This is a genomic window from bacterium, assembly GCA_024742285.1.
In the GTDB taxonomy this organism is placed as follows: domain Bacteria; phylum Myxococcota_A; class UBA9160; order UBA9160; family UBA4427; genus UBA4427.
Window position 1 is genome coordinate 58,704 of record JANSYR010000002.1, and the last position, 13,720, is coordinate 72,423.

At 65.7% G+C, this 13,720-nt stretch carries 13 protein-coding genes and 1 tRNA gene; 7 read left to right on the forward strand and 7 right to left on the reverse strand.

Features of this window, described 5'->3' with window-relative positions; translation table 11 throughout:
- Nucleotides 1-840 precede the first annotated feature (840 nt).
- Nucleotides 841-1,476: a site-specific integrase gene (locus NXI30_04045; protein MCR9093366.1), complete on the forward strand. Its 636-nt coding sequence runs from the start codon at nt 841-843 to the stop codon at nt 1,474-1,476.
- A 354-nt stretch (nt 1,477-1,830) separates the two neighbouring features.
- Here the strand turns inward: NXI30_04045 and NXI30_04050 are convergent, their stop codons facing one another.
- From NXI30_04050 to NXI30_04060, 3 genes are all read right to left on the reverse strand, one after another.
- On the reverse strand, nt 1,831-2,895 hold the full coding sequence (locus tag NXI30_04050; protein ID MCR9093367.1) for a hypothetical protein: 1,065 nt from the start codon (nt 2,893-2,895) through the stop codon (nt 1,831-1,833).
- Nucleotides 2,896-3,652: 757 nt separating this feature from the next.
- Nucleotides 3,653-4,300, reverse strand: coding sequence for a hypothetical protein (locus NXI30_04055; protein ID MCR9093368.1), 648 nt, complete (start codon nt 4,298-4,300; stop codon nt 3,653-3,655).
- Between the two features lie 301 nt (nt 4,301-4,601).
- The gene (locus tag NXI30_04060; GenBank protein ID MCR9093369.1) at nt 4,602-5,219 is read right to left on the reverse strand and encodes a hypothetical protein; all 618 of its coding nucleotides are present in this window, start codon (nt 5,217-5,219) and stop codon (nt 4,602-4,604) included.
- A 258-nt stretch (nt 5,220-5,477) separates the two neighbouring features.
- Here NXI30_04060 and NXI30_04065 point away from each other — a divergent pair, with 258 nt between their 5' ends.
- Nucleotides 5,478-5,867 carry a hypothetical protein gene (locus NXI30_04065; protein MCR9093370.1) on the forward strand — a complete coding sequence of 130 codons (390 nt, stop codon included), beginning with the start codon at nt 5,478-5,480 and terminating at the stop codon, nt 5,865-5,867.
- A gap of 88 nt (nt 5,868-5,955) precedes the next feature.
- Here NXI30_04065 and NXI30_04070 read toward each other — a convergent pair whose 3' ends face one another.
- On the reverse strand, nt 5,956-6,465 hold the full coding sequence (locus tag NXI30_04070; GenBank protein MCR9093371.1) for a hypothetical protein: 510 nt from the start codon (nt 6,463-6,465) through the stop codon (nt 5,956-5,958).
- Between the two features lie 28 nt (nt 6,466-6,493).
- Here NXI30_04070 and NXI30_04075 point away from each other — a divergent pair, with 28 nt between their 5' ends.
- Complete coding sequence (locus NXI30_04075; protein ID MCR9093372.1) at nt 6,494-6,817, forward strand: hypothetical protein; 324 nt, start codon at nt 6,494-6,496, stop codon at nt 6,815-6,817.
- 29 nt (nt 6,818-6,846) lie between these two features.
- Here NXI30_04075 and NXI30_04080 read toward each other — a convergent pair whose 3' ends face one another.
- Both NXI30_04080 and NXI30_04085 read right to left on the reverse strand, forming a co-directional pair.
- On the reverse strand, nt 6,847-7,101 hold the full coding sequence (locus NXI30_04080) for a hypothetical protein (GenBank protein ID MCR9093373.1): 255 nt from the start codon (nt 7,099-7,101) through the stop codon (nt 6,847-6,849).
- A 185-nt stretch (nt 7,102-7,286) separates the two neighbouring features.
- Complete coding sequence (locus NXI30_04085; protein ID MCR9093374.1) at nt 7,287-7,490, reverse strand: hypothetical protein; 204 nt, start codon at nt 7,488-7,490, stop codon at nt 7,287-7,289.
- A gap of 692 nt (nt 7,491-8,182) precedes the next feature.
- Between NXI30_04085 and NXI30_04090 the strand changes: the two genes are divergently transcribed.
- The 4 genes from NXI30_04090 (at nt 8,183) to NXI30_04105 (ending at nt 12,474) form a co-directional block, all read left to right on the forward strand.
- A complete protein-coding gene (locus NXI30_04090) occupies nt 8,183-10,648 on the forward strand; it encodes a CSLREA domain-containing protein (GenBank protein MCR9093375.1) in 2,466 nt (821 codons plus the stop codon).
- Nucleotides 10,649-10,784: 136 nt separating this feature from the next.
- Complete coding sequence (locus NXI30_04095; GenBank protein MCR9093376.1) at nt 10,785-11,435, forward strand: SCP2 sterol-binding domain-containing protein; 651 nt, start codon at nt 10,785-10,787, stop codon at nt 11,433-11,435.
- A gap of 111 nt (nt 11,436-11,546) precedes the next feature.
- Nucleotides 11,547-11,623: transfer RNA gene (locus NXI30_04100), tRNA-Asp, on the forward strand.
- 236 nt (nt 11,624-11,859) lie between these two features.
- Nucleotides 11,860-12,474, forward strand: a complete 615-nt coding sequence (locus tag NXI30_04105) for a glutathione S-transferase family protein (GenBank protein ID MCR9093377.1) — start codon at nt 11,860-11,862, stop codon at nt 12,472-12,474.
- A gap of 34 nt (nt 12,475-12,508) precedes the next feature.
- On the opposite strand, the gene NXI30_04110 is transcribed toward NXI30_04105, so the two are convergent.
- Nucleotides 12,509-13,687 (reverse strand): amidohydrolase, encoded by a 1,179-nt coding sequence (locus NXI30_04110; protein ID MCR9093378.1) that lies wholly within the window; start codon nt 13,685-13,687, stop codon nt 12,509-12,511.
- Between the last annotated feature and the right edge of the window lie 33 nt (nt 13,688-13,720).

Genomic DNA, 13,720 nt, shown 5'->3' on the forward strand with positions numbered 1-13,720 from the left:
TGTTGGTTTCCTTCGTGGAAGCGCTCCCGGTTCTAACCCGCGGTTGGTGCTGGGGGCCTGCCGCGGCTTGCGGAGGGCAGACGCACCGGTCCGCTCACGGGCCCCAAGGGGCTTCGCGTGCGGGCGGGAGTGGTGGGAGCTGTGGAATCGGTGGGGGTCCTGCGTAGAGACCAGAGGTGGCGCGGTTCGGGCGAACCCGCGGCACTCCGCGGCTACACCGTGGGCCGGGGATTCAGACGGGATGCGGGCCCAAGACCCCCAATACGTGGCTGCCGGGCTGTCGGTTGGGCTCAGATGGCCTCTTCGGGCGCAGGGGCCCGTTCAGACTCGGGCAGTCCATCTCTGTCTGTATCTGTGTACTTCCTTCGTCGTGCGTCCCTATGCCCCATCGCTCTCCGCTGACGTCTCGCGGGTTCCATTCCTTGCAGAGCACCTACCGGGCCTTGCTTGTTCATGGCATCTGATACATGCTATTCTCGGATATCAGAAACGCCTCTGAGGAGCCATGAAATGCCCCCTGCCAAGCCCTCTCTCCCGTCCCCGGCTCACTCCGCCACCCCGGAGATCGCCCCCTCGGCGGCCGACTACAGGGCCTCCGCATGGTCTCCCTCCACCCGCAGGGCATACCAGTCGGGGCTCAAGGACTTCCGAGCTTGGGCTCAGTCCGAGGACCGCCCCTGGCTCCCTGCAGACGCCGCCACCGTCTCCGCCTACCTGGCCCACCTTGCCAACCTCGGCAGGTCCCCGGCGACCATCACCCAGCGTCTATCGGCCATCCGCTGGGCACACGAGGCCGAGGGGCACCCGAGCCCGACCAGCCATGCCGAGGTCCGCACCACCATGGCCGGCATCCGCCGCTCCAAGGGCACCGCGCCCGCCAACCGCAAGGACGCCGCCACGGCCGACCGAGTCCGTGACATGTCCAACGCCTGCTCCTCGGATCTCCTCGGCATCCGCGACCGAGCCCTCATCCTGCTCGGCTTCGCCTCAGCCCTCCGCCGATCCGAGCTGATCGCGTTGACGGTCGAGGACACTGAGTGGACCCCACGAGGACTGCTCCTCACCATCCGCTCCTCCAAGACGGACCAGGAGGGGCAAGGCAGGCAGATCGCGATCCTCCCAGGGCGAAGTCCAGAGACCTGCCCGCTCCGGGCTCTGCTCATCTGGCTGGAGGCCGGAGGAATCGCCGAAGGCTGTCTACTGAGGCGGGTGGACCGGCACGGAAACGTTGGCGAGAGCCTTGGTGATCGAGCTGTGGGTGAGATCGTAAAGCGGCTGGCGAAGAGGGCAGGGCTGGACCCGGCTCGGTTTGGTGGTCACTCGCTGCGGGCCGGCTTCATCACCTCGGCTGTGGATCGGGGAGCGAGGGTGGACCGGGTAATGGACCAGACTGGGCACCGGACCGCGGCGATGATCAGGACATACACGCGGCGGACGGATGCATTCGAGGATCACGCGGGGGCTGGGCTGCTGTAGATGATCGGCTCGATGAGTCGGGTGGACTGGGATGCTGTGAGCGACGGAGGGGCGGTAGGCCCGTTCGATCGCCTCGAACAGCTGCTCTGATGGGTTCGGGCGGAGGCACCGGGGGGAAGCGCGCGCGTCTCGAATATGCGTTTGGGCATTCGGATTTCTGCGCCAGATGTCCGCCGACTTGCCCAAGGCCGCGCCTGCCGTTGGGCTACGATCGCCGTACCTCGATCAGGCCCCGCCGGCGAAGTCTTCAGGTTATGGGCTGATCCGCTATGCGGCAGACCGACTTCGCACGAAGAGAAGGCCGCCGCCGGCGATCATGGCGGGCGAAGGCTAGATCCTGCTCCGCCCTCGATACTATGCACTCAGCCAAGCAGTTGCCGCGAGATAGACATAGAGAACAGCCGGGGGCCAAGCTGCGATGATTTCGGGCGTGCGCCTGATGACCATCGGTATCACCACGGAGCAAAAGAAAACACTCAGAGTCAACCCCGATAAGCGCCGTAGCTCTTCGTTCTCAAGAATCCGACGGCGCAGATAGCTTTCCTTCTTTGCGAGAAGATCAAGACTCTGTGACGAGATTCGGTACTGCGATCGCAAGAAGCGTTCGAACTCCTGAAAGTGAGCAGCTGCGGACCACGGCGAAACCCGGGGGCGGGACACGACGACCAATCCGTCAGAGGCACCCGCTTCGCACGATACCCGTGCTGCGTCCTGACTCTGGCGGGGGTTGGATGCAATATTCCGAAGGGCGTCCTCTTGCTGCTTTCCGCATTCCAAGTAGTCCTCAGTTGCTCTTAGGTATGAATCGAAGCCTTCGAAAGCCTCCGCTATTAACGAGCCGGACTCAGGTCTACCAGCCCAAGTCTCTCTGAGGACCTGTCGTCCCTGAAGAACCTTCAACATGTACTCGGATTCCTTGCGAATAGATTCGAGCCATTCAGCGAGTCGTAGGTCCTTAAGTTCATCCTCCTCGACTCGATATGGATACTGCTCCGCGATCGCAGTCATAGTCGCCAAGAGGAGGGCGCCCCGAGCTGAGCCTTGAAGTCTTGGGATACTGATCTCTGCTCCGCGAACGAGTTCGCTGGATGCCCATCCCGGCTCGTCTCGTACAAGCGCCGCGAACAGCCTAGCTTTGTCATGCGGCGAGACGTACGCCTGCCCGCACGGCTCTGTCAGATAGGCGCAGGCTGCGGGTGCTCCCGAACTTTCCCAAAAAAGAGGCACGCCGGGAGGTGAGAAGCGATACCTAAACGGAAGGCCGTCCTCGTTCAGAGTTCTCGAAATCGAGAGCGCGCGTTCCTCCAGGACCTCCGACTCGCCTAGGACAAAGATTCCGTATGCAGATAGAGCCCCCAGTATCACCGAGAGCACTGAGGCGTTTAGGCGCGCGACGTCAAGGGTCTTCTCGCTCGGCAACGAGTCTATCCACGACGCGGTACGCAGAAAGAGCCGTATCCCGCGTTCGCGAGAGCTCAAGAATCGGGACTGTAGACTCTGTAGAAGAGGACCCATGCACGAAAGGTCGGCGAAGTCTAGGCGCTCTGCAATCTCAAGGGGTGCCCACGCCCTCGGCCCGACGCATAACAAGCCTCTGAATCTGACAGGCTGATATCCGAGGTTCGAACGGGCAGCCGCCGCGTGGACTACGCTTTGGTTAGAACGGCGAGGTGCTCGCGCCTCTTCGCAGCTCGGCTGGCGTCTGAGGTCGCGGGGTATCGCGATGGCCAACTCACACCAGCAGTGTTCATGGCAACTCGGGACAGGTGGATAGATCCGCTCGTCCCGGACGCGCTGGTCGCCATCCTGCTCGTCCGCGCGGAGTACGCACGCAGCGTACAGGCCGAGAGCTGGGTCGAGATGTTGTTCGACGATCGAGACGCCGTCCCGCATGTTCCGGAAGCTCCGCACGATTGATCCCTAGCTGATCGGCGAGCTCTCCACGATTCGGAGCATGTCGATATACGACCCCTTCGCCCCTCTCAATCTACGGCAACTGGAAGAGGCTGAGCGCAAGGCGCGCCGCGCACACCCGATCCTATGGTGCGTAGCCGAGGTGATCGTCTTCGTCCGAGATCAAGTGTCTTGGTGTAGGCACTGGAGGCAGCGCCGAGCGATCGGCTACGACGGCCGGCCTCGCTGATCTTCCCGGGTGCCTTGTGAGGCAGAAAGCGGCCTATCCCGCACCGTCCGCGCGCCGTTGGGACTCCTTAACCATCCGAATCGCGCGTTTCAGGTTCTTTTCGCGACTCGCCCTGACGGCTTCTCGCTCCGCGGGATCTTGCAGGTCTCCGAGCGGTCGCCTTGGGGCGTCCGGGGTATCACTTGGTCCTCGCCAGTCGTAGAGTCCTTCAAGCTCAGCGATGTCTGCCTTGGCCTCTCGTTCGAAGGAGTCGATGAGCGGATCGGGGCCGATCTCGGCGCTTGCGGAAGCGCTCCCATAGCGAGCAACGAACTCAGGCAGCGGGTACGGAGCGACGTGTGACCACTTCGCACCAGGGGGCCGATGAAGCCACCACAGCATACGGTCCGAGCCATCGTCCGCCTTGTTGGACTCCTGGAAGCCGAAAAAGACCTCGACCTGGCTCTGGCCCCAGTCGCGTATCAACCGCTCGCCCTTGGTGCGGATACGTCGCACTGAACCGTTCTCGGTAACCGGCTTGGTCTCTTCCCACCTACTAGGGAGAGCGGCCCTGTCGCCGTCGCGCCTCCAGCCGTTGACCACCCAGACGAGCGCCTCGTAGAAGGCCTCGCGTGAGCGGACTTCGGCGGGCTTGATGTAGGAGTACTGGAACTCCAGGACCTGCCCGAGAGGTGTCTTCATGTCCGCGATGTGGATCTCACCGTCGGGTGCTTCGTGTCGAATCTCCTGCCAGTCGGCCGGGAAACGGTCCTTCCAGGCACGATGCCACTCTGTCTCGGGCTCCCACCAGTGGTCGCAGTGCCGACGCCCCCTGTGCGCCCAGTGGTGCACTCTTTTCTCGCCGCATCGCGGAAGCATGGCCTGACCGCATCCGCGGCATTCGCCGGGGAGCCCACGCTCGGCTTCGTGCCGTGCTCCGTTGACGAGGGCGAACCTCATGAAGCGCTCCTGTGCGGGGTAGGCGATACGGGACCATTGCTCGCTACCTGAGCGGGATGGGCTCCGGATGGTCGAAGTAGGTTACCTCGACATCGCCGGTGAGGTCCCCGATCAGGACCCACCGCGACTGATCGGGCTCGGTCGATCCGAATAGGTACACCTCGGCGAATGGCATGTCGGGAAGCTGCAAGGCGCCATAGTTGAGCGTGCCGACCCTATTGACGTGTACGGCGAGGATCGTTCTCTCTGTCCCTGAGTATCTGGTGGCAGCTGTTTCAAGGAGCGCCTGTAGGGTGATGCCGGGGTTTAGCTCGTCTGGCGGCAGCTCCTTAAGCTGCACGGCTGCGAAGAGATCCCCATCATCGTGCTTCACCACGGTGACGAAATCATAGTCGTCATCCTCAACCGGCGCGTACCCGACCGTCAACCCGAGCCGCGACGCGATGCCTAGCGTGAAGAAGGCGGCATCTCGGGCTTCGCGATGGACTGCCAGGCCGCGTGTTCTGAGGTTCGCGATGTCCCCAGGGACCTCTGAGAGATCGAAGGCAAGCTGGACAGAGCGTAGCTTGCCGAGGACCACGGCTGGATCGTGATAGTCGTAGGCCGCCCAGCGCCTGAGTGTGATCTGTTCATTGACGTCTGTGCTCCGGCGGGCGGCCATGGTGTCCCCGTTTGTTCCGCTCTCAGTCCTTGGAGCAGGCCGCTACTCGTGAAGGCTTGCGGAGGTCTTTCCCTCCCTCGATACATGTAGCCCATGCTCGCCCGTGGGCATTTGAGCGAGCGCAGTCTACCCTCAGACAGTGACGCGGCTTGGAGGCAGTGGGCTGGGCGGGCGTCGCGCCTGCAACGAGGAGTAGCAATGGGACTTCTACGAAGGATCTTTGGGGGCGCGAAAGAAGGGGCAAGACCTCCTGCCGAGATGGACGCCGAATTTGCTCAGAGAGTCGTGAACGACTTTGGTGCGGCCCTAGGCGATCGCAGTGGGGGCGCTGGAGGGGTCTCGGACACCCGCGAACTGCCTCACTCGAAGGAGACGATCAAGGCAGCCCTGATCTTCGCTCTCCGCTTCGCGAATGACCCGGTGTCTCGGGATCAGCTGAAGGCGGGATATGTCAGCCTCGCTGACTGGCAGGACGGAGTTGGCGATTCGGCTGGTGGGCTGAACCTCTCCCGGGCAGACCTCGACCGTGACCCCGTGGAACTAGCCAAGATGCTCCAGTCTCAGGCGATGCCGTCGCAAGAGTTGAGTGATCGAGTCGAAGCTGAGTCCCTCGCTCTCCAGGCCGAGCTGCGCCGGCTCGGCTACTGATCCGATGTCTGCACACACTCCCACGGCCTTGCTGCTTCCCTCATGGGCTCGATGAGGCAGGGCATAGGGCTTGCCTCCCGTTGTGCCACTAGTCCTTGCGGTCCCTGGCCGAGACGGCATTGAGGTTGCCGAGGCCCTGCGAGATCCCACGTAGGCCCCCTTCGGTGGCGGCGATGCCAGCCCCCGGCCCCGGGTTGATGGCAGAGATGGAGCGGGCGGTGGCGGCATTCGCGCCCTGCGCCTCAAGCGCTAACTGCTCTTGGACCGCGTCTTCGTTCCGGTCGACGGCAGCGATGCCCGCGAGTTCTCGGCGCCTAATGTCTCGAGCGAGTGCCTTCACGGTTCTGCCACCGATACCGGCCTCGCCGGTGGCCACCTGGTTCACGCTCTGGGCGCGTTGAGCTGCGTCCCGGACTTCCTGCTTCTTCAGTCCGGCAGCACGAGCCTCCTGGATCTGTCGCTTGCGGATGGTGTTCTGCTGAATACGTCCGGAGCGGAGAGCAGAAGAAGCAGACCGGCTGGCCATCTTCTCCTGGGTCTTGGCAGACTCGGCGGCAAAGGTGGCGCCCAGTACGGCCATGGTCACGGGTTCACACATATAGGTACCTCTCGTATTGGATGAAGGGATGTTCCCCGACTCCGTAGTGGGGGTGGAGCGCGGTGAACGTGAAGCCGAGCCGGCTGAGTCACTGGGCGGCCGCGACGTTTCGGCGTTTGCGGTGGGCCACACGGTCAGTGGGAAAACGGAAGACGTTCGGACGATCGGTCGAGACTCGGAAGTTGGGAGGGTCGAGGCAACCACGTTCGACCGCTTGGTACGTTCCGCGGAAAGACGGTTGCTCGGTCTCCGCGAGCGTCTGGGGGATCGCTATACGAATCTGACAGGCGAGTCTCTGGCCGACCGAGTGTTCGACGAAGACGGCCAAGGTCAGCTCGTCGAGGCGCGCTAGCTAGCGGGACTCGGGGCGTCGTGCATTCCTTAGCGCTTCGAGTCCATGCCGTTTGCGACGTACACCGCCGCGACGAACGCCCCAGCTGTGACCGCCACGGCCCAGTTGCCGCCCCACTCGGCATCAAGCACCAGCTGCGTAGGAATCAGCCACACCGCTAGGAAGATCGCAGCGGACTTCAACTGGTAGGCGGCGCCTCGTTGCGGGCCGTGCGGGCCAACGTCCTGAGGATGCTCGGTGGGGCTCGCCGAGCTGTTCGTGACGGGACGATCCGGCCGGTTCATGGGGCCTCCACAAGACGTGCATGAGTTTGCGGAGGGCTGGTTGCGTCTGCCGCACTGTTGGCAGAATCGAAGTCCGGTCTCGGGGGAGTGGTCAACGGGCGTCATTGGGCACTCGTAGTCCATCTGCAAGGATTCAGTGGAGATCGAGCCCCGCGCTAGGCGGAGCGTCGATCGGTTCGGGAGAGCTAGCCCGCGTACAGTACTACCTCCCACGTCCCCCAGTGAACCCCCGAGCTGCGTCCTTCCTTCATCCAGGACAGCTCTCCTACGGGCCGATCGAGCCAGCGATTCAGCTCCAGGCGACGCTCGCCGGGGAGTCGTATGTCCAGCCGACACCCGTTGCCGCTGGTCGGGTTGACGTAGACGTAGGCCTCAATCTTCTTGCGCATCTGTTCAACCATGGTCATTCCTCTCTACACTGTCTCGTGCTTGCCGCTCACCATCGGGAACCACCCGGAACTGTCTCGGTGATCGACACTCTTCTGTGTGTGGGGAGATTCGTGGGGACTTGGCTGTCCTTTGGTGTATCTGCCTGTCTTCTGAACTACGAAGAATCAGGCACTTAGCCACCCTGTAGACCCTCTGCTCTCCTTTACACCGAGGGGGTCCGGGGTTCGAGTCCCTGCGCGCCCACCAATTGTGTCGGCGCTGCGCGCCTCTCGAAAGCCCGCTTCTTGCGGGCTTTCTTGCGCTGAGGGCTCGGGTTCGGGACGGACTGCGTGGCTCTCGACTTGCGCTGAGGGCTCGGGTTCGGGACGGACTGCGTGGCTCTCGACTTGCGCTGGGGGCTCGGGGTCGGGAGGGCGCTTTCGTTCTGCGCTGAGGTCTCCGTTGCGGGGCAGTGCCTCGAGTGGGGCCCGTCGACCTCGTCGGGGGCGGGCGTTGCCGGGTTCGCGATCGCTTCGCGCGATCGGCGTGTGAAGGGCTTCACACGCCGGGATTCATATCGGTCCTTTTCGTGAGAATCGACGCCCGTGTGAACCCGTTCACCGAGTCGCCCCGCCATCCGCCGTTCAATGTCCCTGTCGACGGAGTGGTCGACGTTCAATCGAACGCCTTCGAACGAAGGAGGGACACGAACATGGACCGAAGGAATCGAAACGACGCGTGGACGCGACTTCGGCAGCAGGTCGGTCTGCTGCTCGCGCTTCTCGTATTGGCGCCGCTCTCCGCGGGAGCGGCCATCTTTTCCGTGAACACGACCGACGACGACGCCGACGCCAACGCGGGCGACGGCTTCTGCTCGACGGGGACGCTGATCGTGCCGGTCGGCGGCGGACTCGCCTGGGAGTGCACGCTTCGGGCTGCGATCGAGGAGGCCAACGCGAGCGCCGGATTCGACGAGATCCGCTTCACGGACAACCTCCCGACCGTCGCGGGGATCGTCGAGATCATCCCGGCCACGCAGCTCCCCTGGATCTACGACCCGGTCCGGATCGACGGCTACAGCCATCCCGACTACGACGGCTCGAGCCCGACTGCGCGACCGGTCATCAACCTGCTCGGCAGCAGCGTCGCGACGGCGAGCGTCGCCGGTCTGACGCTCCTTCCGGGCGCGGACGGCTCCCAGATCCAGGGCCTCGCGATCGCCGAGTGGACGGGCGCAGGGATCCTGATCTCGCCCTTCTTCAGCCCCGCCCCGGGCAACATCCGGATCGAGGGCAACCACATCGGCGTCTGGCGCGGCGTCTTCTACCGGGGCAATGACGGGGACGGGATCCACGTCGTCGGTTCGAACGGCAACACGATCGGAACGAACTGCACTGCGTTCGTGGGCTGCCCGGGACGCGGCAACCTGATCGCGACCAACGGTCGCCACGGCGTCTTCCTCGACGGGACGAGCTCGAGCAACACCGTCGCGGGCAACTTCATCGGCACCGACCGCTACGGCAACTCGACGTTCGTGCCCTTCGGCGGCTCGACGCCGAACGCGGAGTGGGGCGTGTTCGTCGGCCCCGATGCGGACGACAACGTGATCGGTGACTACGGCGGGATCTTCGTGCCGCCGAGCAACTCCACCGGGGTCGCCTCGGGCAACGTCATCTCGGGCAACCAGAGCGGTGGTGTCCGGATCGAGGGGGAGTTCAACCGGGTCTTCGCGAACCGGATCGGCACCAACGACGCCGGGACCGGCGCGCTCGCCAACCAGGGCCCCGGTGTGGTCGTCTTCGGCGACGACACGACGATCGGCAACGTCGGCCTCGGCAGCAACGTCATCTCCGGCAACACCTCGACGGGCGTCGTCTTCGAGACGCCGAGCGGCTTCACCCCGGTTCGCGTCCGCGTCCAGGGCAACCGCATCGGCGTCGACGCGACCGGCAGCAGCCCGCTCGGCAACGGCGGCTCGGGGATCTCGCTGTGGGGCAACGATCACGAGATCCTCGACAACGTGATCGGCGGCAACGCGTTCGTCGGCATCAGCGACAGCAGCTACTCGAACGAGACCCTTCGCAACTACATCGGCACGAACGCCTCCGGCGCCGACCTCGGCAACACGCTCTCGGGGATCTCGCTCTCCGGCGGCAACGTGCAGATCGGTACGGCCGGCAACGGCAACGTGATCGGCTTCAACGATCGCGGAATCACGATCGGAGGCTCGAGCTACGACATCACCGTCCAGGGCAACTGGATCGGCACCAACGCTTCCGGCGCCGATCTCGGCAACGTCAACGAGGGCATCTACGCGAGTGGCGCCGAGTACGTGATCGGCGGCTCCGGCGGGACGAGCAACGGCCTCGGCAACGTGATCGGTCACAACGGCGGCGTCGGGATCGAGGCCCGCGGCTTCGTGCCGACGATCCAGGGCAACTGGGTCGGCACCAACGCTTCGGGCGACGACCTCGGGAACAGCTTCGAGGGCATCTACGCGGAGCCCAGCTCCGGCGGTCCCCCGAGCTCGATCGGTGCGTACGCCTCGGATGGCGACGCGACGGTCGCGGCCAAGGGCAACGTGATCGCCCACAACGCGCTCGAGGGCCTGGTGCTCGACGGCGTGCAGGACGTCGCGTTGCGCGGCAACCGGATGTGGAACAACGGCGGGATCGCGCTCGACCTCGGAGACAACTTCGAGACCGACAACGATCCCTCGGACTTCGACGGCGGCGCCAACAACCTGCAGAACTTCCCCGAGATCGACACGGTCCACACCTACTGGAACGACGTGTCAGGAGCCCTGCACGTCCGCTACCGCGTGGACGCGCTTCCGGCTGCGGGCGTGCAGTACCCGCTCTCGGTGGACTTCTACCTCCACGACCCGTGGCTCTCGCCCGGCGACCAGGCGCGCGCCTTCGTCGCGAGCGACACGTACGTGGCCGCGGAGGCGGGCAACTTCAAGGACGTCGTCCTGTTGCCGATGCCCGGTTCGATCGCGCCCAACGTGCACGGCTTCGAGTTCGGAGGTCTGCGGGCCACCGCGACCGATGCCGACGGCAACACGAGCGAGCTCTCGCGAGAGAACATCCCGGTTCCCGAGCCGGGCATGCCTCTGCTGCTCGCGGCCGGCGGAGCGGGCTTCGCTCTCCTCGGTCGGCGAGGGCGCCGCGCCTAGCGCATCAGGGAAGCGCTCGACGCGCATCGCGGTCGCGCCCTCCTGCGCCCGTCCGGCCTCCGCCGGGCGGGCGCAGCTGCGTTCGGGGCCCCGCGCGGGCTCGCGGAGCTAGACTCCCGCGAGCCCCGGAGATCCGATGCCGACCTTTCCCGACCGACCCGTCCCGCCCCGCGCGTTCATCGAGGACGTGATTCCCTCGCTCTTCGCCGAGGTCGAGCTCGAGCCCGACGAGGAGGCGATCGATCTGCGCGTGGGCATCGTGCTGGAAGGCGAGGGCGGAGGCGAGTGGACTCTGCATTTCATCCAGGGCGAGCTCGGGGTGCGGGACGCGCGCGATCCCGAAGCCGAGCTCACGGTGATCCAGGCCGTCGCCGACTGGCGCGCGGCGATCTGGGAAGGCCGGCCAGCCCTCATCGCCGAGGGCGTCGAGCAGATCCGGAAGGGCGGCGCCGCCGAGCTGCGCCCGCCTTCCCCCGCCGACGGGCGCCCCCGCGTCGACCCGCTGAAGGGCATCTCGGATCTGCGCGGGCGGATCGAGATGGTGATCGACGACGCGAACGACGCGCGCTGGGCCGTCGGGGTGCTCGTGGGCCCGGGCGCGATCCCGCCGACGCCGCAGGCCACGATCACCCTGGGCGCGGCCGAGGCCGAGTCGATCCGGACCGGCGTGCTCCACCCGCTCGAGGCGTTGATCTCGGGGCAGCTCCAGCTCGACGGGGATCTCGGACTGATCCTCCAGCTCCAGGCGGTCGCGATGACCCTCTCGATGGCGGCGAGCGGCCGGTAGAGGCCTCCGCGACCGGGCCGTTCGAGCCGCGTCGTCCGCCGGCGACGATCCCCTCGGAATCCCTAGCGGGGGCGCCCCAGTTCCGCTAAAAATGCGGCCCGATACGACGGCGGTCCGGTAGTTCAATTGGTTAGAGCACCGGCCTGTCACGCCGGAAGTTGCGAGTTCGAGTCTCGTCCGGACCGCCATTGTACGTCTTTGAGCAGAGGTGCCGGATTCGCTGCGCTCTGCTTCTATGGCGACGCTGTTTTGCGTCTTTGCGCAGGACCTCGGATTCGTTGCGCCCTGCTTCTATGGCGACGTCGAGCTGCCTTTGCGCTCCGTCGTGAGCCCGCGCGAGAGGGTGGCCTCGGTCGTTTCCCTCGCGCGACGCCACCTGAGGGCGTGGCCTCGCCTTGGCTCGGCGGATGAAGGAGTGATTTCGATGGCTGAACGGGTCTTGTATGGGATGGCGGCTTCGCGGGCTTTTCGGTCGGTTTGGGCGATCGAGGAGGTCGGGGTCGAGTACGAGCATGTGCCGACGAATTTCGCCGGGGACTCGAAGACGCCGGAGTATCTGGCGGTGAATCCGAATGGGCGGATTCCGGCGTTGGTGGACGGGGATCTCGTTCTCTTCGAGTCGATGGCGATCAATCTCTACCTGGCGGAGCGCTACGGGGACGGGCTCTATCCCGACTCGCTCGAGGACCGGGCGCGGACCCATCAGTGGAGCGTCTGGGGGATCAGCGAGATCGAGCCGCTCCAGATGCAGATGATCGTGCAGATGTACTTCACGCCCGAAGAGAAGAAGAAGCCGAAGCTGATCGAGTCGGCGAAGAAGGGTCTCGAGCGGCCGCTCGCGGTACTCGACGCCCACCTGGCGGATCGCGACTTCCTGCTCGGCGACGCCTTCACGATCGCCGACCTGAATCTGGCGTCCGTGATCGACCTGCTCGGCGGCATGGGCAGGCACGACTATTCGGCCCACGCGAACGTGAAGCGCTGGACCGACGCGTGTTATGCGCGGCCGTCCTATTCGGCGGCCAAGAAGCGGGATTAGGCGCGGGACGAGCAGCCGGCGCGCGCCGGGCGATCTAGAGGTCCAGGAGGCGGGCGATCTCGCCGCCGAAGAAGCGCTCTCGCCCCGTCGCGCTCACGCCCTCGAGCTGCGCCTCGCAGATCGCGACCGCGTCGTCCCGGCCTTCCGGGTGGGGCAGGTCGCTCGAGAAGACGAGCAGCTCCTCCGGAACGGTGCCCCAGACGGCCTGCAGGGGGTCCGAAGAGACGAGCGGCGTCACGCGGACCTGGCGCTGCATGTACTCGCTCGGCTTGAGCGGGAGCGAGTAGTCGCCCGGGCCCATGCCGAAGTTGGCGCCGTGGGGCCCAGTCGTGATCGCGTCGATCGTCGTGAGGAAGTGGGGGAGCCAGGTGATCCCGAGCTCCTCGACGATCAGGACGAGGCCCGGGTGTCGCTCGAAGACGCCTTCGATCAGCATCGCCGCCATCGCGACCTGCGGAACGGTCGAGCCCGCGACCAGGTGGAGCAGGGCGAAGTGGCCCGGCGAGCCGCCGTTGAAGAACCAACCCTGATCGACCTCGGTCCGCGCCCCGCCGATGTGGAAGACGGCGGCCATGCCCAGGTCCGCCGCCGCGGCCCAGACCGGATCGAGATCCGGATGCGCGAGGCTCTTCGTCGGCGTCACCGGCTGCGCCCGGATCTGGAAGGCGCGACTCCCCGCCCGTCGCATCCGGGTCAGCTCGGCGATCGCCCAGTCGACGTCGGAGAGGTCGATCATGGCCGTGGGGATCAAGCGGTCCGTGTGGCCTTCGCAGATCCCGCTCGACCAGGTGTTGTAGGCGGAGATCGCGCGCCGGGTGAGCTTCGCGTCCCCCGCCCGCCGGGCGCCGGCGACCATGTCGTTCGCGAAGGTCGGGTTCAGGAACTGGACGTCGATCCCATGGGCGTCGTTGTGGGCGAGACGGGCCGCGGCGTCGTAGCTGAGCGGCGGCGGGGCCTCGTCCTTGCTGGCGTCCTCGTCCGCGATCCGCGCGAGGGAGGCGCGCAGCGCGCGTTCGCCGGCGGGGGCCAGGAGGCGGATCAGGTCCTGCGGAAGCTGCTCGCGCGGGACCCGGTCGATCAGGTCGCCGACGACGAAGCGGACGACCCGCTCGATCGTGTCCTCCGCCGGGAGCTGGGCGGCGAGGTCGGGGTCGACGCTCGCGAGCCAGTCCGGGGGCTCGAAGTAGTGGCTGTCGACGTCGATGACCCGCATGCCCTTCCTCCTCTGATCTGGGGAAAGGCTAGC